Origin of the sequence: Arcticibacter tournemirensis (genome assembly GCF_006716645.1) — a bacterium.
Classification (GTDB): Bacteria; Bacteroidota; Bacteroidia; order Sphingobacteriales; family Sphingobacteriaceae; genus Arcticibacter; species Arcticibacter tournemirensis.
In genome coordinates this window covers 1,963,972-1,990,601 of the sequence record NZ_VFPL01000001.1, presented here as the reverse complement: position 1 = coordinate 1,990,601, position 26,630 = coordinate 1,963,972, and the positions used below count along the sequence as shown (strand labels likewise).

At 44.9% G+C, this 26,630-nt stretch carries 20 protein-coding genes; 7 read left to right on the top strand and 13 right to left on the bottom strand.

Annotation, left to right across the window (positions count from 1 at the left end; genetic code table 11):
• Positions 1 to 13 precede the first annotated feature (13 nt).
• From BDE36_RS08340 to BDE36_RS08325, 4 genes are all read right to left on the bottom strand, one after another.
• Complete coding sequence (locus BDE36_RS08340) at positions 14 to 1,480, bottom strand: Gfo/Idh/MocA family protein (protein ID WP_141814494.1); 1,467 nt, start codon at positions 1,478 to 1,480, stop codon at positions 14 to 16.
• Between the two features lie 28 nt (positions 1,481 to 1,508).
• Positions 1,509 to 3,188, bottom strand: coding sequence for a GMC oxidoreductase (locus BDE36_RS08335; RefSeq protein WP_141814493.1), 1,680 nt, complete (start codon positions 3,186 to 3,188; stop codon positions 1,509 to 1,511).
• A 643-nt stretch (positions 3,189 to 3,831) separates the two neighbouring features.
• A complete protein-coding gene (locus BDE36_RS08330) occupies positions 3,832 to 4,440 on the bottom strand; it encodes an HAD family hydrolase (RefSeq protein WP_141814492.1) in 609 nt (202 codons plus the stop codon).
• Between the two features lie 123 nt (positions 4,441 to 4,563).
• A complete protein-coding gene (locus tag BDE36_RS08325) occupies positions 4,564 to 5,208 on the bottom strand; it encodes an HAD family hydrolase (RefSeq protein ID WP_141814491.1) in 645 nt (214 codons plus the stop codon).
• 257 nt (positions 5,209 to 5,465) lie between these two features.
• Here BDE36_RS08325 and BDE36_RS08320 point away from each other — a divergent pair, with 257 nt between their 5' ends.
• A complete protein-coding gene (locus BDE36_RS08320) occupies positions 5,466 to 5,807 on the top strand; it encodes a DUF3817 domain-containing protein (protein ID WP_161973405.1) in 342 nt (113 codons plus the stop codon).
• A 393-nt stretch (positions 5,808 to 6,200) separates the two neighbouring features.
• The gene (locus tag BDE36_RS08310; RefSeq protein ID WP_141814490.1) at positions 6,201 to 7,079 is read left to right on the top strand and encodes a UDP-2,3-diacylglucosamine diphosphatase; all 879 of its coding nucleotides are present in this window, start codon (positions 6,201 to 6,203) and stop codon (positions 7,077 to 7,079) included.
• On the opposite strand, the gene BDE36_RS08305 is transcribed toward BDE36_RS08310, so the two are convergent.
• From BDE36_RS08305 to BDE36_RS08280, 6 genes are all read right to left on the bottom strand, one after another.
• Positions 7,044 to 8,396 (bottom strand): GH1 family beta-glucosidase, encoded by a 1,353-nt coding sequence (locus BDE36_RS08305; protein ID WP_141814489.1) that lies wholly within the window; start codon positions 8,394 to 8,396, stop codon positions 7,044 to 7,046. The genes BDE36_RS08310 and BDE36_RS08305 overlap by 36 nt on opposite strands.
• Before the next feature lie 22 nt (positions 8,397 to 8,418).
• Positions 8,419 to 9,456, bottom strand: a complete 1,038-nt coding sequence (locus tag BDE36_RS08300; protein ID WP_141814488.1) for a glycosyltransferase family protein — start codon at positions 9,454 to 9,456, stop codon at positions 8,419 to 8,421.
• Between the two features lie 176 nt (positions 9,457 to 9,632).
• Positions 9,633 to 10,436 (bottom strand): PhzF family phenazine biosynthesis protein, encoded by an 804-nt coding sequence (locus BDE36_RS08295; protein ID WP_141814487.1) that lies wholly within the window; start codon positions 10,434 to 10,436, stop codon positions 9,633 to 9,635.
• A 128-nt stretch (positions 10,437 to 10,564) separates the two neighbouring features.
• A complete protein-coding gene (locus BDE36_RS08290; protein ID WP_128769356.1) occupies positions 10,565 to 11,005 on the bottom strand; it encodes an Hsp20/alpha crystallin family protein in 441 nt (146 codons plus the stop codon).
• A 181-nt stretch (positions 11,006 to 11,186) separates the two neighbouring features.
• The gene (locus BDE36_RS08285; RefSeq protein WP_141814486.1) at positions 11,187 to 11,576 is read right to left on the bottom strand and encodes a hypothetical protein; all 390 of its coding nucleotides are present in this window, start codon (positions 11,574 to 11,576) and stop codon (positions 11,187 to 11,189) included.
• A gap of 5 nt (positions 11,577 to 11,581) precedes the next feature.
• Positions 11,582 to 11,794 carry a hypothetical protein gene (locus BDE36_RS08280; protein ID WP_128769358.1) on the bottom strand — a complete coding sequence of 71 codons (213 nt, stop codon included), beginning with the start codon at positions 11,792 to 11,794 and terminating at the stop codon, positions 11,582 to 11,584.
• A 191-nt stretch (positions 11,795 to 11,985) separates the two neighbouring features.
• On the opposite strand from BDE36_RS08280, the gene BDE36_RS08275 reads away from it, so the two are divergent.
• Complete coding sequence (locus tag BDE36_RS08275) at positions 11,986 to 13,992, top strand: sialate O-acetylesterase (RefSeq protein WP_141814485.1); 2,007 nt, start codon at positions 11,986 to 11,988, stop codon at positions 13,990 to 13,992.
• Between the two features lie 59 nt (positions 13,993 to 14,051).
• Here the strand turns inward: BDE36_RS08275 and BDE36_RS08270 are convergent, their stop codons facing one another.
• Positions 14,052 to 14,936 carry a polysaccharide deacetylase family protein gene (locus BDE36_RS08270; protein WP_394366860.1) on the bottom strand — a complete coding sequence of 295 codons (885 nt, stop codon included), beginning with the start codon at positions 14,934 to 14,936 and terminating at the stop codon, positions 14,052 to 14,054.
• 200 nt (positions 14,937 to 15,136) lie between these two features.
• Positions 15,137 to 16,822, bottom strand: a complete 1,686-nt coding sequence (locus BDE36_RS08265) for a glycosyl hydrolase family 28-related protein (protein WP_161987579.1) — start codon at positions 16,820 to 16,822, stop codon at positions 15,137 to 15,139.
• Between the two features lie 86 nt (positions 16,823 to 16,908).
• Between BDE36_RS08265 and BDE36_RS08260 the strand changes: the two genes are divergently transcribed.
• The 4 genes from BDE36_RS08260 to BDE36_RS08245 all read left to right on the top strand — a co-directional run bounded on the left by BDE36_RS08260 (position 16,909) and on the right by BDE36_RS08245 (position 25,323).
• Positions 16,909 to 17,235 carry a DUF6660 family protein gene (locus BDE36_RS08260; protein WP_128769362.1) on the top strand — a complete coding sequence of 109 codons (327 nt, stop codon included), beginning with the start codon at positions 16,909 to 16,911 and terminating at the stop codon, positions 17,233 to 17,235.
• A 68-nt stretch (positions 17,236 to 17,303) separates the two neighbouring features.
• Positions 17,304 to 21,698 (top strand): CusA/CzcA family heavy metal efflux RND transporter, encoded by a 4,395-nt coding sequence (locus tag BDE36_RS08255; protein WP_141814482.1) that lies wholly within the window; start codon positions 17,304 to 17,306, stop codon positions 21,696 to 21,698.
• Position 21,699: 1 nt separating this feature from the next.
• On the top strand, positions 21,700 to 22,929 hold the full coding sequence (locus BDE36_RS08250) for an efflux RND transporter periplasmic adaptor subunit (protein WP_141814481.1): 1,230 nt from the start codon (positions 21,700 to 21,702) through the stop codon (positions 22,927 to 22,929).
• Between the two features lie 111 nt (positions 22,930 to 23,040).
• Positions 23,041 to 25,323, top strand: a complete 2,283-nt coding sequence (locus BDE36_RS08245) for a GH92 family glycosyl hydrolase (RefSeq protein ID WP_141814480.1) — start codon at positions 23,041 to 23,043, stop codon at positions 25,321 to 25,323.
• A gap of 68 nt (positions 25,324 to 25,391) precedes the next feature.
• Here BDE36_RS08245 and BDE36_RS08240 read toward each other — a convergent pair whose 3' ends face one another.
• Positions 25,392 to 25,691 carry a hypothetical protein gene (locus tag BDE36_RS08240; protein WP_128769366.1) on the bottom strand — a complete coding sequence of 100 codons (300 nt, stop codon included), beginning with the start codon at positions 25,689 to 25,691 and terminating at the stop codon, positions 25,392 to 25,394.
• Positions 25,692 to 26,630: the final 939 nt, after the last annotated feature.

Here is a 26,630-nt window from a genome sequence, read left to right as displayed (position 1 = left end):
ACTATCTGTTATTTCAGGCACCCAGGGTCCACCCCTGACGGTACGTCCGTTTTACAAACTGGTTTACATCATCAAAATTGGTCACTTTCATGTTCTGGTTGTCCCATAAAAGCTTAATATACCGGCCCGGATAATCAAAACCGGTACCTTCGGCCTTCGGCTTTTGTATGTCAAAGCCACGGATAGCTAGATTAGCCATCAGCAGGGCCTCTGTAACCGGACCTGCAATCTCAAAAGGAGAACTAACTTCCTTCTTTCCATAACCTGCGATGCAAGCTTCCACCCATTGGGCATAATGTCCGTTCGCACTTCCCGGAACCCTGGGAAGAGTTTGCTTAACCTGTACCTCAGCGTTCCTTGTCAGAGGCAGCAAACGAGGGTCTGCTCCATAAGTGCTGCACATCATTTTGCCTTTGGTACCTATAAACAAAGTGCCATTTCCCCCATCGCCAAACAGCTCATTCGGCCCCAGTTCTTCAGGACGCTCCGGCTGAATACCTCCATCCATCCAATGAAGCCTTACCGGGCCACTCGTTTTGTTTGTCTTTGGAAACGTCATGGTTACGTGGCTCGACGGCGGACAGCTTTCAGGGAAATATCCACGTTTAAATTCGTCTACATATACACTTCCAACACTACATTCAACATCCTTTACATACTGAAGATTTAAAACCCTGAATGCCGGTTCTATCAGATGACATCCCATATCTCCAAGGGCACCTGTACCATAATCCCACCAGCCACGCCAGTTAAAAGGCACGAGTTTATCGACGTAGTCTTTGTAAGGAGCCGTTCCAAGCCACAGGTCCCAGTCAAGTTCCTTTGGTACCTCGGCTTTTGTTTTAGGCCATGGAATGCCCTGAGGCCATACAGGCCTGTTGGTCCAGCTGTAGACAGTATGCACATCGCCAATCACTCCAGCGTTATACCACTCTATCATTTGCCTTACCCCATCACCTGAAGCGCCCTGGTTTCCCATTTGGGTCACCACTTTATGTTTTTTTGCAGCGTCTGTCAGCAACCTGGCTTCATAAATGTCGTGTGTTAAGGGTTTCTGAACATATACGTGCTTCCCCAGCTGCATAGCAGCAAGGGTTGTTATTGCATGGTTGTGATCAGGGGTAGAAACCGACACAGCATCAAACTTCTTCGACTCTTTATCAAACAACTCCCGCCAGTCGCGGTAATACTTAGCCTTCGGAAAACTTTGACGGCTGGCAGCCGCCCGCCGGTCATCTACATCGCATAAAAAGGCGATATCGGCCTTTCCACTCTGGAAGAAACTCGCAATGTCACTTTGTCCCTTACCACCTACGCCGATTCCGGCAATCAAAAGGCGGTCGCTGGGAGCTAAAAACCCTTTACCTCCCAATACGTGACGGGGTACAATCATAAAGCCGGCAGCAGCAAGGGCAGTATTTTTAATAAAATCCCTTCTCGATTTCAACGCTGCTTCAGAGGTTACTTTTTTCTCTGCCATAACATAGGTTAGTTTTAAAAGCTATTATCTAGATATTCCTTTTATTCAGTTCTTTCACGGCATGATCTACAGCTCTTGCTGTCAATGCCATATAGGTGAGTGAGGGGTTCACACAACTTGCTGAAGTCATGCATGAGCCGTCGGTAACATATACGTTCTTAGCGTCCCACACCTGATTCCATTCGTTCAGTACCGATGTACGGGCATCTCTTCCCATGCGCGCTGTGCCCATCTCGTGAATGCCCTGCCCCATGCCATATCCTGAATCATACGTTTCCGGATTCTTCAGTCCCGCTGCTTCCAGCATCTCCTGAGCATCGACCATCATATCCTTACGCATCTTATGCTCGTTTTCTTTGATTTCGCAATCAATAGCAAGAACGGGCAAGCCCCATTTATCTTTTACCGATTTATCGAGTGTTGCTTTGTTCTCGTAATACGGAAGAGTTTCGCCAAACGCACCCAAGCCGATGCGCCATGGTCCTGGTTCGCAAAGGGCATCTTTAAATTCAGCGCCGATATTCATCTCGGCGATCTCCCTTCCCCAGTTTTGGCGACTGGCGCTGCCCTGATAACCGAAACCCCTGATGTAGTCGCGTTTTTCGCCATTCAGGTTTCTGAAACGCGGAACATAAATTCCGTTAGGACGGCGTCCATAATAGTACTTATCTTCATATCCCTCTACAATTCCTGCCGCTCCGCAACGGAAGTGATGGTCCATCAGGTTGTGCCCGAGCTGACCGCTGCTGCTGCCAAGCCCATCAGGCCATACATCAGTAGCTGAATTCATCAATACCCATGCGGAATTCAATGTAGACGCGCATAAAAACACCACCTTGGCGTAATATTCAAACGTCTTATTGGTTACCGCATCAAGTATTTCTACTCCTTTTGCTTTTTTGGTATCCTTATCGTAAAGTATTTTGGTAACTATTGAAAAAGGCCTCAAGGTAAGATTTCCTGTGGCCATTGCAGCGGGCAATGTCGCCGATTGCGTGCTGAAGTACGCACCGAACTGGCATCCTAACCAGCACTTATTTCGGTACTGGCAATTTGAGCGGTTGTGATGAGGAACTGTAAGATTAGCACTACGCCCCATGATCATGGTACGTTTCCCTTTGTAGTGGGATTTAATACGGGCAGCAACATCCTTTTCCACACAATTCATTTCCATTGCAGGTAAGAATTCACCGTCAGGCAGCTGAGGAAGTCCTTCTTTCGAACCATTGATACCTGCAAAACGCTCAACATAACTATACCAGGGGGCTATATCTTTATACCTTATCGGCCAGTCGACTGCTATACCATCTTTTACATTAGCTTCAAAGTCGATGTCACTCAGCCGGTAACACTGGCGGCCCCACATCAGTGATCGTCCGCCAACCTGATATCCACGGTACCAATCGAAGCGTTTCACTTCTACATAAGGACTCTCTTTTTCATTTACCCAATAGTCAAGGTTCGTTTCGTTAAGGGGATAATCTCTTTTGAGAACAGGATAGTTTTCAATCATCTCCTGAGTGCGACCGCCCCGGTGAGGAAATTCCCAGGGGTCCTTATTAGCGTTCACATAGTCTTTAACATGCTCTATGTTCCTGCCACGCTCCAGTAAGATCGTTTTTAATCCTTTTTCTGTAAGTTCTTTTGCTGCCCATCCGCCTGATATTCCAGAACCAATAACAATTGCATCGTAGGTATTCTCTGCCATTATTTTAAAGGTTTTTAATGCGTTCTTAAGTGATGTATTTAGTTAGTTTTTATCATTTATAATTAATCAGAACATTTTTTTCAAAGCTAAATTGTAAATAAAATCCGGTTTCCCGAATGTAAAGTTCAATGAAACATGTAACGTTCTTGTTTCAAAAACCTTTTCAGAGTGCGTGCTAAAACCTTTTTAATATTATCCTTTACAATTATATAGAAATAAGTTGAAAGTTGAAAGGCGAAGGTTGAAAGTTGAGGGCTGATGGTTAATTGTTGAAAGTTAAAAGTTGAGAGTTGAAAGTTGTGAGTTTAAAGGTGAAAGCCAAAAGGTTAAAGGTGAAAGCTGAAAGCTGATAACACAAAGGTTAAAGCGAAAAGGTTAAAGGTGGGGGCTGAAAGCTGATAACACAAAGGTGGAAGCCAAAAGGTAAAGGTGAAGACTGAAAGCGGATAACAGAAAGGTGAAAGCCAAAAGATTAAAGGAGGGGGCTGAACGCTGATAACACAAAGGTGAAAGCCAAAAGATTAAAGGTGAAGACTGAAAGCTGATAACACAAAGGTGAAAGCCAAAAGGTTAAAGGTGAAGGCTGAAAGCTAATAGCTCAGAAACCCAAAGCTGATGGCTGATAGCAGAAAGCCGAAAGCTTTCAGCTTTCTGTGATCTTGTCGATCCTGATCCAGTCCATTCCGGCAGCCTCAGCGGCTTTAACGCCAGCCTCTCCGTCCTCAAATACGAGGCAGGACGATGGTTGGACTCCTAGTTTTTCCGCAGCTAATAAGAACGGATCGGGAAAAGGTTTACCCCGTTCTGTATCGCCTGCACACACGAGAACTTCAACATGAGAGCTTAGGTTCAATATTTCCAGCGTTTTCCGGATAGCCTCAGGCGATCCGCCCGAAACCACTCCTATCTTTACCTTTGCGGCATGTGCTAAAAGATGGTCGGCAACATGCTGAACCGGCTTTATATGCTGAATATATTCGTTGTAATACAAATCGTACTTAAGTTTCTCAAAGGTTTGAGGATCGAAGTCGCAGTTGTATCTTTTATTGATCTCTTCTATCACCCGCGGTATAGGAAGGCCTGCAAATTCGTCGATAATGGCAGCATCTATTTCTATCCCATGGTCTGCAGCCACTTTTACATAAGTGTCTTTGTGCGCCTGCATGTTATCCGCAAGCGTTCCGTCGCAGTCGTAAAGGAAGGCTTCGTAATCGCCTTTTGAAAGTTCTGTTAATATATCAAGTTGGGTCATTGGGTGGGTTGTGGGTTGTGGGTTGCGGGTTGTGGGTTGAAAGTTGAAAGTTGCTTAAAGCGCTTTACAAGGAGACAATTGCTAACTACCAAAGGCTAACGGCCTGTTGTTATGAAAACCCTTTCATAACAACAGTTTTAGATCTGCAAAATTCCGGATTGTAGCTACAATATCTCCTTCAACATTGCCGAAACCGTAGGCTGCAAAAATGAATGGCACTCCGGCTTTTTTACTTGATTCATAATCGCCTTTTGTATCTCCTACATAAACAGGAGCTTTCAGCCCGTAGTCGTTTACCACGTCTTTAATATTTTCTGCTTTAGGCTGGCTTTTCGTTCCATAGCATGCGTGACCGGTAAAGTACTGGCTGAGCTTACTGTATTTAAGGAATATTTCGATATACCCGCTCTGACAGTTGCTCACTACAAATAACTTATATGTATTTGAAAGATACTTAAGAGTTTCTTCAAGATGGGGATAGAGGACACCTCCATTTTTGTCCAGCTCTTCCAGTTCTTTTTTTGCACAAAGGATTTTGAACTCCTCGCGCCTTAGACTGTCCAATTCAGGGAACAGGGTATCATAGATGGCGTCGTAAGTCATGCCGGCAATACCTGCCACCATCTCCGGAGTAATATTGATATTTACATAATCCACTTCTTCTTTAGCAGCCTGCCACGCCTTAGCTACGCTAATAGTCGAATCCCATAACGTTCCGTCGAGGTCAAAAATCAGCCCGTCAAACCTGTTCTTCAAATTTTCTTTCATGATCGGCCGCAAACTTAGAAAAATGTTTTTTATGATTGTTAAAGAAAGCGAAAGTTCGGGCTCATACGCCTCCGCAATTATTGCAAAATCTCTGTTACTCTATTAATGCTGTGTCATAAAAGGGGCATTTTATATCCTGATCGACTGAAAAGCACCTGTGTAATAACCTCTCCTGCCCGGATATTTCGCACATTTGCGGCTCGAAACAATTAAGAGCAGTGATGCCGGATAGCCCTTCTGCTCAAAATACACACACTATGAACAATAACTATATAGCAAAACTCATTCAACTCAGAAGAACCGGTTTTTGTGAAGCGGTTTCATTTGTCGTTCTTCTCTGTGTGGCAATGCCTCTTAAATATTATTATGATTACCCTCTTGCTGTAAAATATACAGGATGGGCCCATGGACTGCTCTTCATTATATATATAGCCGCCGTACTACGCGCTGCCTATGCTGGCTCATGGGGGCTCAAACGAATAGCCATCTTCCTCACGGCAGCCTTTGTTCCTTTAGCACCGTTCTTTCTTGAAAAGTCATTAAAAACCGAAACTGAAGAGCTTCGAAACTCCGCAACAGCTAAATTAACAAGCAGTTAACAACAACTTAATAGCATGTAAGTACCTTAGAAGCAGAATTTTGAGTTGAAGGTTGAAGGTTGAAGGTTGAAGGTTGAAGGTTGAAGGTTGAAGGTTGAAGGTTGAAGGTTGAAGGTTGAAGGTTGAAGGTTGAAGGTTGAAGGTTGAAGGTTGAAGGTTGAAGGTTGAAGGTTGAAGGTTGAAGGTTGAAGGTTGAAGGTTGAAGGTTGTAAGTTGTAAGTTGAAGGTTAAAAGTTAAAAGTTGTAATTCTAAGCTGCAGGTTACTTCATGTCGTTATATAAAAGCTGATAACTGAAGCCTGACAGCTAATTACGAATTGCCAAAAGCTAATCGCCAGCAGCCAACCGTAAACGTCCAATTGCTAACTGCCAACCGCTAATTACCAAAAATGAATGGCTAAAAGAGAAGTTGAGGTAGTAGTTATTTCCGATGTACATCTGGGAACATACGGCTGCCACGCAAAAGAACTGCTTCAGTATTTAAAAAGTATTAAACCGGGAATCCTGATCCTTAACGGAGATATCATTGACATCTGGCAGTTCAGCAAGTCGTACTGGCCGGAGTCGCACATGAAAGTTTTACGGCGGATTATGAAGTTCATTACCGAGGGAGTGCCTGTTTATTATCTTACGGGAAACCACGATGAGATGCTCCGCAAATTCAGCGATTTGACCATCGGCAGCTTTCAGCTTACCGATAAACTGGTACTCGAGCTGGGTGACAAGAAGGCCTGGTTCTTTCACGGCGACGTATTCGACGTTACAATGCAGCATTCTAAATGGCTCGCAAAATTGGGGGCGGTGGGCTATGACACGCTCATTCTGTTGAACAGCTTTGTTAACTGGCTTCTTACCCTGATGAAGAAGGAAAAAATGAGCTTCTCTAAAAAGATCAAGGCGAAATTCAAAGATGCGGTAAAGTTTATAAATGATTTTGAAATAACAGCAGCAGAGCTTGCTATTGATCAGGGTTATTCCTATGTGGTCTGCGGTCATATTCACCAGCCAGAAAATCGTCAGATCCGTACGGAGCAGGGCAGTGTCCTATATCTTAATTCGGGCGACTGGGTTGAGAACCTCACCGCACTGGAATACCATGGAGGAACATGGAATATCTATAAATACACTTCTGAATTTCATGGCGCAGACTCAGACGACGGTGACCAGTTGGACGCTGAAGATCTTAACTTAAAGCTTGATATAAAAACGATGCTCGGACAATTTTATAATCCGGGACTATCTGGCCAAAAACCGGGCATACCATTTCCCTGACGACTTGATTACACGTTTTTGGGTAGCAAAATCAATATAAATGATCCCAAAGCGCGGATCATATCCTTCAGCCCATTCGAAATTATCTGTGAGTGTCCAAATAAAATATCCATCCACTTTACAACCCTCGCTTTTAGCCTTCAATACCTGCGCGATATGGTCCTGAAGATATTTGAGCCGCTCTGTATCTTCAACCTTTCCGTCCTGTAGCCAATCGGGAAACGCGGCGCCGTTCTCTGTAATGTAGATCTTCTTTATTCCCGGATAGTCATTAAACTTCTTTAGTATATGATACATGGCCGGCGGATATACCTCCCATTTCATGCTGGTGAGGGGCACATTCCTTTTCTCGGCCTTTACAAGCCTCGCATGAAGGTAAGGTGTAAACAAAGAGTACTTTACAATCTCACGCGTATAGTTTTGCAAACCTATAAAATCAAAATCGAACTTCATTTTCTCTTCGTCGCCGGGCTGATGATACTTATGCAGGTTTTTAAGAACCGGAACGTCGGAAACGGGATATCCCATTCCAAGTACAGGTTCAATGAACAAACGGTTCAGGAGGGCATCGGCTCTCGTTGCTGCCGCAATATCTTTTGGCTTCTGCGAAAAAGGCTCAATATAAGAACAGGAAAATGTCGTACCAACCTCTGCTTCGGGAATTAGCTTTTTTAAAATCCGTCCGCCTTCACTCATGCTCAACACAGTATGGTGAATGGCCGGAAGGAAGTTCGAAAGGCCTGTTCTTCCCGGCGCGTGCAACCCAAGGAAATACCCTGCACCTGTAAATACCATGGGCTCATTCAGCACCATCCAGTGTTTAACGCGGTCGCCATAGTTACGCGCACAAAGCTCTGTATAATCGGCAAACCACGACACGATATCCCGGTTGGTCCAGCCCCCTTTTAATTCAAGGGCCTGAGGCAGGTCCCAGTGATACAATGTCAGCCATGGTTCGATATCGTTTTCCAGACAATGATCTATCACCTTGTTATAAAAATCGATACCTTTTTGATTGACGGTTTTTACACCGGAGGGCAGCACCCGCGGCCAGGAAACGGAAAACCGGAAATTAGGAATATTCAGCCTTCTGATCAGCGCTATATCTTTTTGGTAACAATTATAAAAGTCGCAGGCCGTATTCGCGTGGTGACCGTTTCTGATCTTGCCTTTCCTGGCCGAGAAGACATCCCATACCGAGGGGCCCTTACCATCTGCTGCACAGCTCCCTTCTGTCTGAAAAGCAGCAGTTGAAATACCCCATTTAAAATCTTCGCCAAATTGATCTTTGTGCAGTTCCTGCCCTTCGTAATCCATTTATCTCCTTCAAAGTATAAGTTTAGGTAATTTCAATCTGATTGTCAATAGTCCAGTCCATTTGCGAATCAAAACGATGCTTAGCTACAATCGTATTCACGATCTCCTGAGTATTATCCGGATAGTTTACCGGCACCGGCGACCCGTTTAAAAGCCAGTCAGAAATATCAGCTTCATATTTAGACTTCAGACTTTTCATCACCGGAACGCCCATTGACCTAAGCGCTGCGGCATTCAGATGCTGTTCGTACTGATTCTTCATGGGGATCACCAATAGCTTCTTGCCCATAAATAATGCTTCAGCCGGGGTTTCAAACCCTGCGCCACACAATACTCCGGCAGAAGCAGCCATACTTTTGATGAACTTCTCGCTCTCCACGGGCCTGATCGTAATATTCTTTATATCGCGCGGTTTCTTATTATGCTTGCTGAAAACCTGCCAGCGTATATCACTGAACCTCGACAACTGCTTGATGAGCCGGTCGTCATCGTACGCCGGAAGATATACGGTGTAGTGGCCTTTATCTGAAATTTGCTGCTCCCGGACTTCCCTCCGGATTACAGGAGTAAATATATTCTCGCTATACGGTGCAAAATGGAATCCATATTTGGCGCTGGAGGGTGCATAGTTATTCAATATCAGCTTTCCAATCATATCGGTGTGAAGCGGTTTGGGAGAAGCGGCAGACAATACGGCTGACTGGTGACTTAGCGCTATACAGGGCTTATTTTTAAGATAACAGGCCCATGCCGAAACCGGCTCGAAGTCGTTGATCACAAGATCGTACTTTTCAACGGGAAGCGAATTAATACTCTTTGCCAGCTTACGAAGGTTTGCTTTCATCAAGGTTTTCCAAAGGTTCACCCCGCCCGACTTCCCAAATATGAAACTTAGCCCGCGAAGCTTATAGGCAATGGGAAACGGAAGAATCAAATCGCCCTGAATACCACTTATCAGTACATCAACTTCCGCGACTTTTTCCAGACAGGGCACAACGTCCATAGCCCGGCTTAAGTGACCGTTGCCGGTACCCTGAATGGCATACAATATCTTCGTCATATACTAAGCTAGTTCTTTTAATGTAAAAAGAACGACCGCATCCCCACCCTGAAGAGACGTATCCTGATATAGTAAAACAGCAGTAAAGGATTTAAACTGATTTTCATAATACTTCTTTTACTATGCAAGATAACAGTCGGGTATTAATATATCGTTTTGCTAATGTGATGATTACATTAAGCCGAGCCGCCTGGAAAGAAAGTACCCGTAATAACTGTTATTGCCTGCCCCGACATTAGCACCCTGTCGCCCTCGTGCCTTAATTTGAGCTCTCCGCCGCGAGCAGAAGCCTGATAAGCGAAGAATTCATTTTTGCCGTACTTCCCTGCATAATAAGGAACCAGAGCACAGTGTGATGACCCTGTGACCGGGTCTTCATCTATGCCGTGCAATGGCGCGAAAGTGCGGGAAATAAAATCATAAGGAGATCCTTCATCAGCGGGGCTGGTTACTATCACTATTTCATGTTCTCTAAGACCGGCAAAGTCGGGCTTCAAAGACACAACGTCTTCGGCCTTTTCAAGCTCAACGATATAACGATCCCTGGCAAATACAACGTGCACTGGTTCTGCTTGCAGCGCCTTACTTACCTCTTCGGGAAGGATTGCCGGATTATTCAGGGAGGCAGGAAAATTAAGTTCTATCCAATCGCCTGATAAACTGGCAGTAAGCACGCCACTCCGGGTATTAAAAGAAGCTATTTCAGATTTATCGAGGATTCCTTCTTCCCAAAGGATGTGCGCAGTAGCCAGCGTGGCGTGACCGCATAGGTCTATTTCTACAGTGGGTGTAAACCATCTTAGATCAAAGCCCTCAGCCGCTTTTACAACAAAAGCTGTTTCAGCAAGATTGTTCTCTGCAGCTATTGCCTGCATAGTCTCCATACTTAACTCTTCATCCGGCAGACAAATAGCGGCAGGGTTACCTTTGAAAGGTTTATCGGTAAAGGCGTCCACCTGAAAAAACGGAATTCTTCTCATTACTTTTTATTTACGATACCTGGTTAAATGTCTAAGATAAGTACTTATAACAGCAAAAAAGAAGAGACTGCCCGGTGGTGAGGACAGTCTCTTCTTTTTTACATAATACTAACAAGTACTACAATCGTTTATTTAATCTCTATCTGACGGGTCATCGTCTTTGCTTCTTCTTTTTTAGCGACGTCGATCTTCAATACACCGTCATGATATTCCGCTTCGATGTGTGCGTCATCCGCACTTTCAGGCAGCGCAAACGAACGAACAAAAGAAGTATAGTTAAATTCGCGTTTGTTATACTTCCTGTTCTTTTCAGTATTTTCAGACTTCTGCTCAACTGATATTGTCAGAATATTCCTGTCAAGCTGAACTCTGAAATCCTCCTTCTTCAGTCCCGGAGCTGCAAGTTCAATGTTGTAGTGGTCCTGGGTCTCACAGATGTTCACAGCGGGAACTCTTGATACCATTCTGTCTGAAAAAAAGGAATCGTTAAAGAAAGATTCAAAAATGTCATCAATCCCTGGGACTAATGCATTGCTGTTTTTTCCGTTGTTAAATTTAACCAGTGACATAGCTTTGTCCTCCTTAAATTTATCTTTTTGAAAAATCAATCGCTAAAGGAGCGTCAAATAAAGTGCCAGTCGCAATAGCGAATGCCTATATTGACACAAAACACTCCTGCTCTGAAAAAATTACATTCCGGCAGGTTTTATGAGATCAAAAAGGCAGGTTTAGCTGTCACTTTTGCACCCTTTATTTTGCAGAGGGGGTTTCATCTATCAGCCTGTCGAGCCCTAACAATGACAGCCCGATCATCAGCCTTAAAGCGTTGTAGGAGTTCTGCTTATACAAGGGATCGTTAATCCCATGCTCCGCAAAACCGGCACATAACAGGGGGATTAGCTCAACAGGGATTCCCGTCTCACGAACGTTCTCAGAGGTCGTAAATAAAACGATATCTTTCTGTTCGGGAAAAAACACATTTCCTACGTCGTCTGCCTGGATTCCGAGAAAATCCAATAAGCTACTTTGGGAAATTACCGGAACATCCCCTTCCAGAAGGTAATAATCCAGTGTACTATTTTCATATATCTCCAGTACCTTATGTTGTACTGAAAACAAGCGGGTGTTGTCTATTGCCATAACGATCAGGCGGCTATGCCGTCCCTTGATTGAAGGAACGCCAGAAAACTATAGTATTCCTTATTGATATCTTTCCACAGTTCTTCTGCTTCTGATAATTCTTTCTCTTTTAAGAACCGTTCACCGGCTAGTGCCTTGCCGATCTTTAAACTTAAATATAATGACTCAACCCTTATTACTTCATCACCAAGGTTGCGCAGATGCTGTGTAGCTTCCATAATCCTGATTTTAACCCGCCCTTCAATATTCTATTTAAATCACAGGCTTAGTGTTGTTTAAGCAATGATAATGCCAGCTTTTTCATTCCGAACCGACACCAGCGCTGACTTGAAGTAATAATTATGTAGGTTTGTATAGTCTTGTCTTAAAACCCAGGGCGAAAAAAACAATTAACCAACCATTAATATCAATGAACACGTACACTAAAAGATCACTTCTCTTCGCTTTTGTGGTCGGGCATCTCGCACTGCTGCCATGGCATACTGAAGCGAAGGTCACATTGCCTGCATTTTTCAGCAACAACATGGTTCTGCAGCAGAAAGACAACGCGCCACTCTGGGGTTCGACCGATTCAAAGAAAGAGGTAAAAATCAGAACCTCCTGGAACGGCAAAAGCTACATTGCAAAACCCGATAGCAAAGGAAACTGGAAGATCGCAGTGAGTACACCCTCCTACGGCGGCCCCTATTCCATTACTTTCGACGATGGGGAAACACTCACTTTAAGCAACATCCTTATCGGCGAAGTATGGGTTTGTTCAGGCCAGTCCAATATGGAAATGCCTTTGGCCGGCTGGGGGAAAATCAATAATTATGAGAAAGAAATACAATCAGCCACCTTTCCTGAAATCCGTTTATTGCAGGTGCAAAAAGCAACCAGTACCGCTCCTCTTAGCGATGTAAAAATTGACGGAGGTAGCTGGCAGCTATGTTCTCCCAATACTGTAGAGAACTTTTCTTCTGTGGCCTACTTCTTTGCAAGGAATATCTACGAAAGCAAGCACATCCCTATCGGACTGATCCATACATCATGGGGCGGAACCATCGCTGAGGCGTGGACAAGCGGGCCCTCTTTAAAGAAGATGTCCGACTTTGCTTCGGCAGTGCAGAAAATGGAAAACGACCGCAACGGCGATGGAAGTGAAGAAGTAAAATACCAGGCGGCACTCAAAGTATGGACGGCAGCGCTGAACGCAAAAGATCAGGGCTATGAAGGAGGCAAGGCGATCTGGGCAGCTACCGGGCAAAATGTTTCAGACTGGCAAACGATGACATTGCCAGCCACCTGGGAAAGCGCTGGCTTAGGCGAATTCGACGGGATTGTCTGGTTCCGTAAAACATTTACCGTTCCGGCGGCATGGGCCGGAAAGGACTTAACTTTAAGCCTTGGCCCTATTGATGATAATGATTATACCTTTTTCAACGGAACAGAAATTGGAAAAACAGAAGGATGGGATAAACCCCGCACCTATACCGTTCCCGGTAACCTGGTCAAAGAAGGCGAAAACTATGTCACCGTGAGAGTATATGACGGAAGTGGTAACGGAGGAATCTATGGAGAAGCAAAAAAAGTCTTTGTAAAGAACGCTTCGGGTGAAAAGGTGGAACTTGCCGGTGAATGGAAATTCAAAAAAGGTGCATCTTTAACCGATCTGCCTTCTATGCCGGTAGTGAATACCGGACCCAACAGGCCTACCGTTCTGTACAACGCCATGATCAATCCTATTGTTCCTTATGCCATAAGAGGGGCGATCTGGTACCAGGGAGAAAGCAATGCCAGCCGTGCCTATCAGTACCGCGAGCTTTTTCCTTTAATGATAAGCGACTGGCGCAAAAGCTGGAACAGAGGCGACTTTCCTTTCTACTTTGTGCAGCTTGCTAATTTCATGAAAGCCAATGATCAGCCGGTAGAGTCGGAATGGGCCGAGCTTCGGGAAGCACAGAAGATGACCCTTTCTTTACCGAACACCGGAATGGCTGTCACTATTGACATCGGTGAAGAAAAGGATATTCATCCCAAAAATAAACAAGAGGTTGGCAGACGTCTTGCCCTTATTGCCAGGGCTAATGTTTACGGCGAGAAGATTGCCTATTCGGGACCTATATACGAATCGAATAAAATTGAAAATAATACTGTCCGCCTCAGCTTCAAGCATACAGACAAGGGTTTGAGCATAAAGGGGGGAAATGAGCTAAAGGGATTTGCTATTGCGGGAAGTGACCAAAAATTCTATTGGGCGCAGGCAAAGATCGTTGGAAACACGGTGGTCGTTTCAAGTCCGCAGGTTCCCAACCCTGTTGCAGTAAGATACAATTGGGCTAACAATCCATCCGGGAATTTATATAACGTAGCCGGGCTTCCCGCTTCTCCTTTCCGTACAGATGACTGGAAAGGTATAACCGCCGGAAAAAAATAAGACTGTTTAGTTAAGAACAGATGTTGTTGTAAAATCTAGTACAACAACGACATCTGTTCTTAATTCCTTTTCTCCCCAAAGCTGTTAACCATACTGTTGTGCAGCGTCCTGGCGCTCCAATATCCGCTGGCTATGATCCTTCGGATGGTGAATAAAGGATCGGCATCGTCTCTCTTGGTAGCAAGTATAAACGCTGCTTTCATACCTCTCTTCTTTAACTCGGGAATAGCTTCCTTGTTCCACAAACCGAAGGGATAGGCAAAATACTCTATCTCTTTCCCGGTGATCTCTTTCAAGGTTTTAGTTGGCTTCTCTATTTGAGTCACCCAGTCCTCCCCCTGATACTTTTTCACGTTATGATGATCCCAGGTGTGGCTGGCTATAGTATTTCCTTCATCCGACAACTGCTTTACCTGTTCGCGGCTCATATAGTTTGGCCGGCCAAGCGAAACAGTCATGATAAAATACACAGCCTTAAATCCATATTTCTTTAATTCAGCGTTCGCAATCACAAACTGATTTTCCTCATTGTCGTCAAATGTGATCATAACCGGTTTGGGAGGCAATGGGTCGCCGTACAAAAGATAGTTATACACCTGCTCGGGAAGAACAGAATGATAGCCACTATCCGCCAGCATTTTGATATGCTCCTTAAACGTACTTACCGGAACAATGTAATCTTTGGCGCCCTTTGAATCTCTCGGCTTCCAGTCGCGTATCTGATGATAACACAGGATAGGGACTTGCTTACGTGCAAGTATGGCAGCAGCGTCAGCAGGTACACGTTGCTTATCAGATGAAACAGCTGTTTCTGTGACTGTTGCAGAAGAATCGCTTTTTGTCGAATCAGCCTGATCGGAGGAAGCATTTTTAACGTCTTGCTGGCAGGAAGTGATAAACAGAATTAAGCAAGGAGATAGAATACAAGTAAGGAATTTCTTTATCATCAGTATCAATAAAGCTGCAAAATAGCATAAAGCATTTCTTTAAGCAAACCGATACAGAAAATATCGGGGAAAAGGGTTGGATCTCGACCATCCTTCTTCTGATATGCGAGGGGAATGATTCGGGATGAGTGCTCTCACCCCAAAGCTTTCCGGAAGAAACACCGAATCATTCTCCTGTCTTTCTTATCTCATTCGCATCATCGTCTAAGAGGAACATTTGACCTCAGCCGCCTGTTACACTGATCCAGGTAAAGAGACTGCGGGTCCAGATCCTCTCCCTTCCCCTTCCCTTCTACAAAATCCACCGGATCGGTAATCCATTCAGTTCCAGGCTCCCAGGCTAAAGTGCACACATCGGGTTTATTTCCTGAAGTTCCAATAACGTAGCCATAGCGCCCTTGCTGGGTTTGCACGGCGTAAGCTTGAGTGCCGTTACTCCTCAGGCTCCAGTATACACTGTGGGCGCCCGTAATTCCATGAATAGCCGATCCACCCCATTTACGCCAACCCGCAGCAAAGAAACTATTTTCGACGGTACAGCGATCGAACAGGTTTGAATGGCTAAAATGCATATGATGGTCGCTGCCGCTACCGCTGGTCTTTTCGTTTCCCGTTGTGCCTGTCTGCCACCCTGAATCTTTATCAAGGCAATTAAGGAATACATTACCTGATGCTGTCATTCCCGACAACACAAAGCCATGCCTGCTGAATTCCGCAACACAATCTTTAATAAGGGTTTCGTTACCCATAATCCGGTACATATAGCCATTTCCGCCCCCGCCCCCATATTGCGGCTTTTTAAAATTGCACTCTATGATGCTGATATTTTTGGTTTGAGAAACCTTTATACCGTTTGAAAGAAGATGTGCCTGAGAGCTATTTCCTGCAGGGCAATACGACGCAACCCTGCGAATCCAGCCGTTGGATACCTTCTCCATAGCAATGGCCCATGAGTCGTGACTTTGATAAGAGGGATTCTCTCTGATCTTATAAGATTCTTCTGTCCAGTCACCTTCCTCTGAGATCTCCTTATTCCCGATTGATAAATTCTCAATACCTACTTCCCGCAACATAGCAGGAGCTATAGATACACCCGCCTTCTGAGCCATCTTCAATGTATAGCGAATCGGGATATCGATCGTCAATTCATTTGAAGCGGAATTAACTTTCACTATTTCCCGGTAGTACTTCTGCCCACCCAGTTGCCGGCCCATATCTTTCCAGTATTTAAGCATGTGGTGTTCTGTTATCCATTCGTTATCAATTTCATTGCTGATGAGAACCATGTCGCCGGGTTTAAAGCCATTTGTACTCTGTACGGGAACTATCATTGAAGGGCTTAGCAGATCTTTGGTGATTAGCTGTTTTCCCTGCACAAGCGGCGGGGAAGAGTTTGCAGGTGCGATTCTCACAATCGCTTTACTGCGCATGGCTGCAGAACTGTTAAGTATAAATGTCTTTTCCGCTCCGGCTCCCTTTAACACTATATTTGAATGCGCCAGAATTAAGCAGTAGCTCTTGCCGGTGGTAACACTTACCTTGTAAATACCTTCAGGCAGATAAACCACGCAGCCACCCTTTACAGAACCGGCATCATCGATTGCCCTTTGGAGTACTGAAGTAACATCCTCTTTTCCGGTATTATCAGCGTTATAAGGAGATTTAGTTACATCCATCACGGTTTTAAAGTCAGACGGTATTTCTTTTTCTCCACGGTGGTACCCTGCGTATGAAAAATCCTGGATAAGCATATCTGAATAGAAGGTCTTATCCTGCGAAGACTTCCAGTTTGCAGGATAGAGCTCACTCCTCCACATCTGGGCATTTAATTGGTTTATCGCGCAGGTCGTAAAAATTATCGACAAGAACAACCTCATCTTCATATTGCAATGCTTTATTCGCCAAATGTACATCATTTTGGTTCTGTTATTTCTTCTGATAATTTTCAATTATATCCTATACTTACGCTGTGAAATTCCTCTGCTACCTATTTAGCCTGATGGTATTTGTAATGAGCTTTATGCCTTGCGCGGATACATTTGCTGAAACCAGCAAGAAGGATTCTGCTGTGAATCATAACTCCTCTTCTCCTGAGGACCACATGAATGACCTTTGTTCGCCTTTCTGTCAATGCACGTGCTGCACCACACCTGCGGCCACCAAAATATCGGTATTTTCAATTCTTCTTCCTGTGAGTGCCGAATTCGAACTTGGAGAACATATTCCCGGAGACGTCCGGAATACTCCGATCAGCGTATGGCAACCACCTAAACTTGCTTATTTCCTTTCATTTTAACTAATACTCTATTTTACTGAACACGATATTTTCCTCCCAGGGAAGGTATTGCAATTAATTAAGTCTGAATGTTTGACAAAATCATTGCGTTCTCTATCAGCAACAAGCTGATGACAGGCGCGTTTGTAATACTGCTGATCGTAGCCGGGGTTTATTCCGCCACTCAGCTACCCATTGATGCACAACCCGATATAACCAATAACCAGGTACAGATCATAACGCAGGCGCCTGCGCTTGGTGCACAGGAAGTGGAGCAATATATCACTGCACCTATCGAACTGGCCATCGCCAATATTCCTGCAGTTATTGAAAAGCGTTCCATTTCAAGATCAGGGTTATCGGTAATTACCGTTGTGTTTAAAGACGATACTGATATTTATCTGGCCCGGCAACAAGTCGGCGAGCAGTTGAAGGAGGCCGGGGAAACTATTCCTGAAGGTTCCGGCCGTCCTGTTCTGGCCCCGGTAACCACCGGCCTCGGGGAGATCTATCAGTACGTGATACATACGAAGCCGGGGTATGAAGATAAGTATACGGCGACTGATCTTCGAACGATCCAGGACTGGATTGTCCGGAGGCAACTGGCGGGAACGCCCGGCATTGCTGAAGTCAGCGGCTGGGGCGGCTACGTAAAACAATATGAAATTTCATTAAACAACGAAAGGTTGAATAGCCTGAATATCACGATCAGCGACATCTATACAGCCCTCAAAAAAAACAATCAGAATACCGGCGGCTCTTATATTGAACAACGGAGTAATCTTTACTTCATCCGTGGCCTGGGACAAGTAAAAACATTGTCTGACATAGAACAAATCGTTGTAAGGAAGAGCGGAGGAGCAACGGTGCTCATACGCGATGTGGCAGATGTTCGTTATGGCAGCGCTAACCGGTATGGCGCCGTCACCCGAAACGGCGAGGGTGAAGTCGTTGCGGGAGTAGCGCTCATGCTGAAGGGAGAGAACTTTAACGAGGTCATCAAAAATGTAAAAGAGAAGATGGAGCAGATCGGCAAGTCTCTTCCTGAAGGAGTGATCATCGAACCTTTCATTGACCGGACTGAGCTGGTCGGCAGAGCGATGGGCACTGTAGAAAAAAACCTGATTGAAGGAGGCCTGATCGTGGTCTTCGTCCTGGTCCTGCTGCTTGGAAACCTAAGGGCGGGACTCGTCGTTGCGTCGGTCATCCCCCTGGCTATGTTGTTTGCCATTACCATGATGCACCTGTTCGGAGTATCCGGCAACCTGATGAGCCTGGGAGCTATCGATTTTGGCCTGATAGTCGATGGTGCCGTCATCATCGTGGAAGCCATCGTCCATCGTATTACAGGCAGTGCTTCATTTACAGGAACGACAAAGCTGACACAAAAGCAGATGGATCATGAGGTATACTCGGCAGCATCGAAGATCAGAGATAGCGCGACCTTCGGGGAAATCATTATTCTCATTGTTTATCTGCCGCTATTTGCGTTGGTGGGTATCGAAGGCAAAATGTTCCGGCCCATGGCTCAAACCGTTACTTTCGCCATACTTGGTGCTTTTATCCTTTCGCTTACATACGTTCCGATGGCCAGCGCCCTGTTTCTAAGCAAAAAGACGCAGCACAAGCGCAACATTTCGGACCGCTTAATGGAAGGCCTGTACCGCTGGTATGCACCGGTTCTTGAGGCCGTATTAAAAGCAAAAAAGCTCACCATCCTTTTATCCGCCACGCTGCTGGCCCTTGCATTATGGGTATTCTCAAATATGGGCGGTGAGTTTATACCCACGCTTGAAGAAGGAGACCTGACGGTCGAGATCAGCATGATGCAGGGAACTTCTCTTACCCGCGTAGTGGGAACATTTGGCAAAGCGGAGAAGCTGTTGAAGAAGAATTTCCCCGAGATACGTCAGGCGGTGACGCGCATAGGAAGCGCCGAAATACCAACGGACCCGATGCCGGTGGAGCGGGGTGATATGATGTTATCTATGATACCCAAAGATGAATGGAAAACAGCAGGCACAAGAGAGGAAATGATGGAAAAAATAGAAGAAACCCTTAAAGACATTCCCGGCATTAATGTAGAAGTAACACAGCCCATGCAAATGCGGTTCAATGAGCTCATGACCGGGATCAGGCAGGATGTGGCTGTCAAGATCTTCGGCGACGATATGGACATCCTTTCTGCACAGGCAGATAAGGCCGCCAAACTGATCGCCGGGGTGAATGGAGTAAGCGAGCCGATAGTAGAACAGGTTAGCGGACTTCCTCAAATAGTAGTGAACTACGACCGCAGTAAAATCGCACAATATGGACTAAATATCGAAGATGTGAATACCGCACTCAGCACCGCTTTTGCGGGACAGGTGGCAGGAGCTGTTTATGAAGGAGAAAAAAGATTCGAAATAGTCATTCGTCTGAGCAGGGAGCTTCGTGAAGACGTTACTAACATCGAAAACCTGTATATCGCTTTACCTTCGGGGAACCGCGTACCTTTAAGCCAGATCGCCGACATAAAGATTGAAGAAGCGCCCGCGCAGATAAGCCGCGAAGATGGAAAGCGGAGGATCTACGTAAGTTTTAATGTCAGGAACAGAGATGTTGAAAGCGCGGTCCATGAAATTCAGAAGTTGCTTAATGAAGGCCTCGATTTGCCAACAGGATATTACACTACTTACGGAGGTCAATTTCAAAACCTGAAGGCGGCAGAACAACGACTGGCCCTTGCTGTACCAGCTGCCCTCCTGCTCATATTTATCCTGCTCTTTTTTACCTTTCATTCATTAAAGCAAAGCCTGCTGATCTTTTCGGCTGTACCTTTATCTGCCATTGGAGGCGTCTTTGCTTTGTGGATAAGGGATATGCCTTTCAGTATATCGGCAGGAGTTGGATTCATTGCCCTTTTCGGGGTGGCTGTGCTAAACGGCATCGTCTTAATAAGCTACTTCAATCATCTAAAGGCAGAAGGCGTTGCGAATATCATTGAGCGGGTAAAAAAGGGCACGGAAGTGAGATTAAGACCCGTTATTATGACTGCCGCAGTAGCGTCGCTCGGCTTTCTGCCCATGGCACTTTCTACGACCGCCGGAGCAGAAGTGCAAAGACCGCTGGCCACAGTGGTCATCGGAGGACTGATATCTGCCACTTTGCTCACCCTGCTGGTTCTTCCAGCGCTTTACGTGTTGTTCACACAAAACGAAGATGAAAGGCCGGGTAAAACATCACTGGCAGCAGGGAATAAGATAATGATCTCCTTACTATTTTTATCCGTTTTTTTGCTACCGGCACAGACAAAGGCACAGGAGAATCAAAAGCCGCTAAGCCTGAAAGAATGCATTGAACTTGCAATAAAACAAAATCAGGCTTTAAAGCGGAGCAGCCTGGAGGTGGAACAAAACACAGCGCTTCAGTCAACATCTTTTGAGCCTTCAAGGACGGGGGTGTCACTCACACAAGACCCAACAGCAGGCGGAGGCAGTGATAACAGCATAAGCGTCACGCAGAGCTTCAGTCTGCCCATGGTTTACGGCACTCAGAACAAAGCAGCAAAGGCACGCACAGATCTGAGCAAACGCGCGCTGGCTGTAAGTACAAATGAGCTGATCAGAGAGGTAAAACTTGCGTATTATAACTTATGGTATACGAAAAACCGGGCCTCGTTATTCCAAAGCCAGGACAGTTTGTTTCAAAACTTCTCGGAAAGAGCACGGATCCGTTATAAAACAGGTGAAACCTCTTATCTCGAGCAGCTTTCGGCATTGAATGCAGCCAAGGAAATGGAGGTTAACAAAGGACAGGCCCTCGCGGATGTGAAGATAGCAAAGCAGGAGCTTGCATCGCTTATGGGGTTGAGCCAGCTTCCTGAAATTGTTTCCGCTCCGCTTGAAAAACTCCCAGCTCCGGTTGATCCGGACACCGCAGCAACGCGGAATAACCCACAAACGAGTTACTATAACCAACTACTAATAGCTACAGAAGCAGAGGTGAAAGCCGAGAAACAAAAACTTCTTCCCGACATTACACTTAGTTACCGCCACCAGCTTCTGGTACGACCGTTTAACCCAGCGGGTATAGACCGCGATTATTTCCCGGGAACAAGGATGGCTGGTTTTGAGGCCGGTGTGGCCATTCCCCTGTTTTCGGGGGCACAGCAGGGAAGGATAAAGGCGGCGGCAATCGGCAGGCAGATCGCCCTCGCCGAGCAAACCTCTGCATCCCTCCGGCTTTCAAAACAATACGGACAGCAACTCCAGGAATACATGAAGTACAAGCAGGCCCTTGATTATTATGAAGGACCGGGACTTAAACAGGCTGCAGAACAGATCCGGATAGCGCAGTTTGCCTACAGCCGGGGGGAAATCGGCTATATTGAATTTATCCAGAATACCAGTCAGGCGATAAATATCCGCCTTCTGCACTTGCAATCACTCAAGGATTATAATAAAGCAATTATTGAATTATCTTATCTCAGCGGAGGACTATAAAATGACCGTCTTAAAAAGAAAACTAAAAAGTATACTATTTTTTCTGTGCTCCCTGCTTGTTCTGGGCTGCGGCGGAAACGAACAGCCAACAGACGACGCAGAGAAAGAATCAGAGGAAACTGCTACCCGGGAAGGAATACAACTGAGCCAAAGACAAATAGATGCAGTGAATATACAACTGGGGCCTATTGAAGAGAAGAACCTGAAATCGGTGGTTAAAGCCAGCGGACAGCTCGAGGTCCCGCCTCAGAATAAGGCCGAAGTCACCCTGCTCACAGGAGGCGTGGTGAAACAGATCTTTGTGCTCGAAGGCTCTCATGTATATAAAGGACAAAAACTTGCCGCCATCGAAAGCAATGAAATTATCAGTCTCCAACAGGAGTATCTCACTGCATTGAATGAGTTAAACTATGCGAAGAAAGAGTTTACGCGGCAAAAGGAGCTGAATGAAAACAACGCGGGAACAGGTAAAGTTCTGCAGCAGGCGGAAGCTGCGTACCACGGCGATGAAGCCCGTACAGCAGCTCTGGCGCGCCGTTTGCAACAAGCAGGTGTTAATCCTTCGGTTACAGCTAAAGGAAAGCTTACTTCGCTCGTTCCGGTGTATTCCCCTCTTGGTGGCACAATCAGCAAGATCAGCATAGAGACCGGTTCGTATGCCGAAGCCGCCCGCTCTCTGATGAATGTTATCGACAACTCTAAAGTACATTGCGATCTGCTTGTTTACGAAAAAGACCTTTTCAAAGTAAAAGAAGGCCAGACAGTCACCTTTCTTTTGACCAACCAGAATAACAGGGAGATCACCGGGAAGATCTATGGAGTAAACCAGTCTTTTGAAAATGACAGCAAAGCCATCATTGCGCACGCAGTGATTGAAAACGCGGCGAAGAGCAATCTCATCCAGGGAATGTATGTATCGGCTCTGATTGAAACAGGAAGTCATACCACTCCTGCGGTTCCGACCGAATCCATCGTGAGATCAGGGGGTAAAGAGTACATCTACTACCTGAAGAAAGTTGAGAAAGAAGCTGGTTCGGCTAAAGACAAGGATCAGAAAACACCGGCAGATGCGGTGTATTATTTTGATAAAGCCGAAGTGATCAGCGGAGTTTCTGACCTTGGTTATACAGAGATAAAACTGATCACCCCTGTTCCTAAAGACGTTAGAATCGTCACGAAAGGCGCCTTTTATATCTTATCTTCCACAGAAGCAGAAGGGGAAGAAGAATAGGAAAAACGAATAAAATACAGATTATCTTGTTTTTATACATTTCGGTTTATTACATTTGAAAACAACAAACAACCAAACCGAAAGCAAACAAAATAAAGACAATAAACTCTTATGATAGTTAAAAAAGCCCTCGGGCTACTGACATTTATAAGCTATTTTAGCATAGCGCCAGCACAACAAGTTCAACGAAAAGTTGACTTTGTAAACCCATTTATTGGCACAGGTGCCGCAGCCGGGCTGCCTGGCTGTGCTTTTCCCGGCCCTACGGTTCCGTTCGGAATGGTACAACTGAGCCCTGACACAAAGGAGGAGATAGATGCACGCCCCTGTAGCGGTTACGACTATAAAGCCAGCACTATTGTAGGATTTAGTCATACACACTTAAACGGCACGGGAATACCCGACCTGGTAGATGTATTGATGATGCCCACTACGGGTGAGATTAAAACAAATGCGGGAACTGAGGATAAGCCTGGAAGCGGTTACCGTTCGCGCTTTTCTCACGAACAGGAAACGGCTAAACCAGGTTATTATAGCGTTCAGCTTCTGGATTACGATATTAAAGCAGAGCTTGCAGCAACCATGCATGCAGGATTTCACCGGTACACATTCCCTGAAGGCAAGCCCTGGAATCTGATAATAGACATAGATCACACCAGCAAAAAAGGCACGAAAGTTCGTTCTGCCCGCATTATTGCTGCACAGATCCGGGTGATAGACAACCAGACCATAGAGGGGTACCGTGTTATGACAGGCTGGGCGAAACTTCGTAAGGTTTATTTTTATGCAAGGTTCTCCAGACCGTTCACCTCTACGCTGATGCAGGAAGGGACGTTTACTTATCCGGATAAGAAGTTAACTACTGGTAACGCAGATATCAAAGCTGTGGTTACTTTTGATAAAACAGGCGGAAGGGAAGTACTGGTTAAAGTAGGCATATCCGCCATCAGTGCAGATAACGCCAAAGAGAATCTCGACACAGAGATCAAAGACTGGAATTTTGACCGTATTGTTGCGCAAACAGAAGACCTGTGGGAGAAAGAACTGTCGAAAATGGATATCGAAGGTACAACGGAACAGAAGCAGATCTTTTACACTTGCATGTACCATGCATTTACGCAGCCCAACAATATCACTGATGTGAACGGCGACTACACCGCAGGAGATATGACGATCCGCAATGCCGGAAAAAAAGAGATCTATTCTACTTTCTCTTTATGGGATACCTATCGTGCTGCTCACCCGCTTTACACACTCACTCAAATAGAAAAAACTGCCGGCTTTGTTAATAGTATGGTTCTGCATCATAAGAGCTATGGCTTTTTACCTATCTGGGAACTTTGGGGCTCGGAGACGTATTGCATGATCGGGAACCATGCAATCCCGGTAATTGCCGATGCAATAATGAAAGATCTTCCAGGGATTGACGTAGATGAAGCTTACAAGGCCGTAAAAGAAACGTCCATGACCGATCATGTTCAGTCGCCCATAAGCATCTGGGAGAAGTACGGTTATATGCCCGAAGACCTGCAGTCGCAGTCTGTTTCTATCACCCTCGAAACCGCTTATAACGACTGGTGCGTAGCTCAGCTTGCTAAAAAACTCAATCATATGGACGATTACGCTTATTTCATGAAGCGTGCAGGTTTCTATAAGAATCTCTATGATGCCAAGACCGTTTTTTTCAGAGCGAAAAATTCAGACGGAAAATGGCTTGAGCCCTTTAATGCGCTTGAATACGGCCATAACGGAGGTCACCCTTTTACAGAAGCAAATGCATGGCAGTACCTTTGGTATGTACCTCACCAGGTTAAGGAGCTGGTACATCTGATGGGCAATGAAAAGAAATTCGGCGACAGGCTCGACCGGTTCTTTACTTATACCGACACCTCTACCAAGGTGAACCACAATGCATCAGGCTTTATCGGGCAGTATGCTCATGGCAACGAGCCAAGCCATCATGTTGCTTACTTGTACAATTTTTCAGACCGTCAATGGAAAGCGCAGTTTTATATTTCTAAGATACTAAACGAAATGTATTCCGCCACGCCTCAGTGTTACATCGGCAATAACGACTGCGGGCAGATGTCTGCCTGGTATATCTTCAGCGCGATGGGTTTCTATCCTGTCAATCCGGCTAACAGTATTTATAATATAGGATCTCCCGTTTTAAAGAGCGCTGTTATCCGGCTGGATAATGGCAGGAGCTTTACGGTCAAAACAACAAATGTTTCGAAAGCTAATTGTTATATTCAATCCATGCGATTGAATAACAAGCCTTATAACAAATCGTATATTACTCAGGCTGATATTGTCAATGGGGGGACACTAGAATTCGTGATGGGCAATAAGCCCTCGACTAAAAAGCTGATTAACTATACTGAACCTAATTAAAAGACACTGTTTTTAGAACAAGCCAATCCCCTGAATAGATTTTAAGGAGATTGGCCTTATAAAAATCTTTAGCCTCCTGTGGCTTCCCGAATCGCCTTTTCTTCCTTTAGCTCCAAAATATGGTTTTTATCTCCGAACTCCTCGGTCGTCCCGGCGAAATAATCAAGAATGCCGGTAATGGTATCAAGGTTGTCTGAAGTACGCTGATGCACATCGGGAAGGTCTTTTTCCAGCCTGCTGTCTCCAAGCTCAATATTGTCCACTTCAATTTTACCGATCTTCTGAATAACTGCCTGCTGACTGTTCTTCAGATCTTCAAGTTCTCTGACAATTTTCTCCATCAGGTCGTGTTTCTTTATCTTATCCATAATGCTACGGTTTTAATATGTAGTATGTCTAACAATAACCTTGCCCCGATTTTTATTTAGTGATACAAGTACCTGGTGTTAAAAACAAATAGTAAGCCGGTTATTGCGCCTTTTATAATTCGGCGTCTGTCTGAGGGTTAAATCGTTGATCAATTAGCGATTAATTTATAAAACCAAAGAACTATTCATTCTGGTAAGCTCGCTATTACATAGATTATTTTCTATTGAGGATCGTCCGTAAAGTCGTACTGAAATTATACGGATTTACCTGATGTAGTGACATTTATCATTAACCTCAAAAATGAGACGAATCGACAAAAGGTTGAACAAATAATCCTGGCGCCATTCCTTTATTTTGGATTGTAAAACTTGTACTTCGTATCGAAGCAGAAACGAAAGACTCTTTAAAATGGATTCCCAATTATAACCTTTATAAGGATATGACACAGTATTAGAGGCTACCCATTAGAGGCTTAACCCTGAGGCATTAATGACTGATGCCGCTATGATGAAAGAACAAGACAATATCAGGATGTGAATTGAGACACACGCTTAATAACCAAATAGAAAACTGTATATGAAACTCCTATTGTTTATTTCAGACGGATGACTTTAAGGAACAATTCATCTAAATTCAATTAAATCAAATATTTAAACTTAAATTTTCAATATGACCAACAAGTACTTATTTCACAACTCCGCCTTCCCTGCTTCTTAAGAGAAGGCATCCTCAATACTGTTATTCAATTCGTCACGACGATACAGGCAATGAACACTTAAGGTAGTTCAGGATATCCTATATGGTGCTCTGAGAGTGTCACAGATCCCATTGACATGAACTCTTCTGAGACTAGCAGAACGGACTAATTGAATTCATAACAAGATTATTGTTACTTAAAGCTCGTCCCTTCCGGTCGGGTGGCAAAAAGGATGATAAAC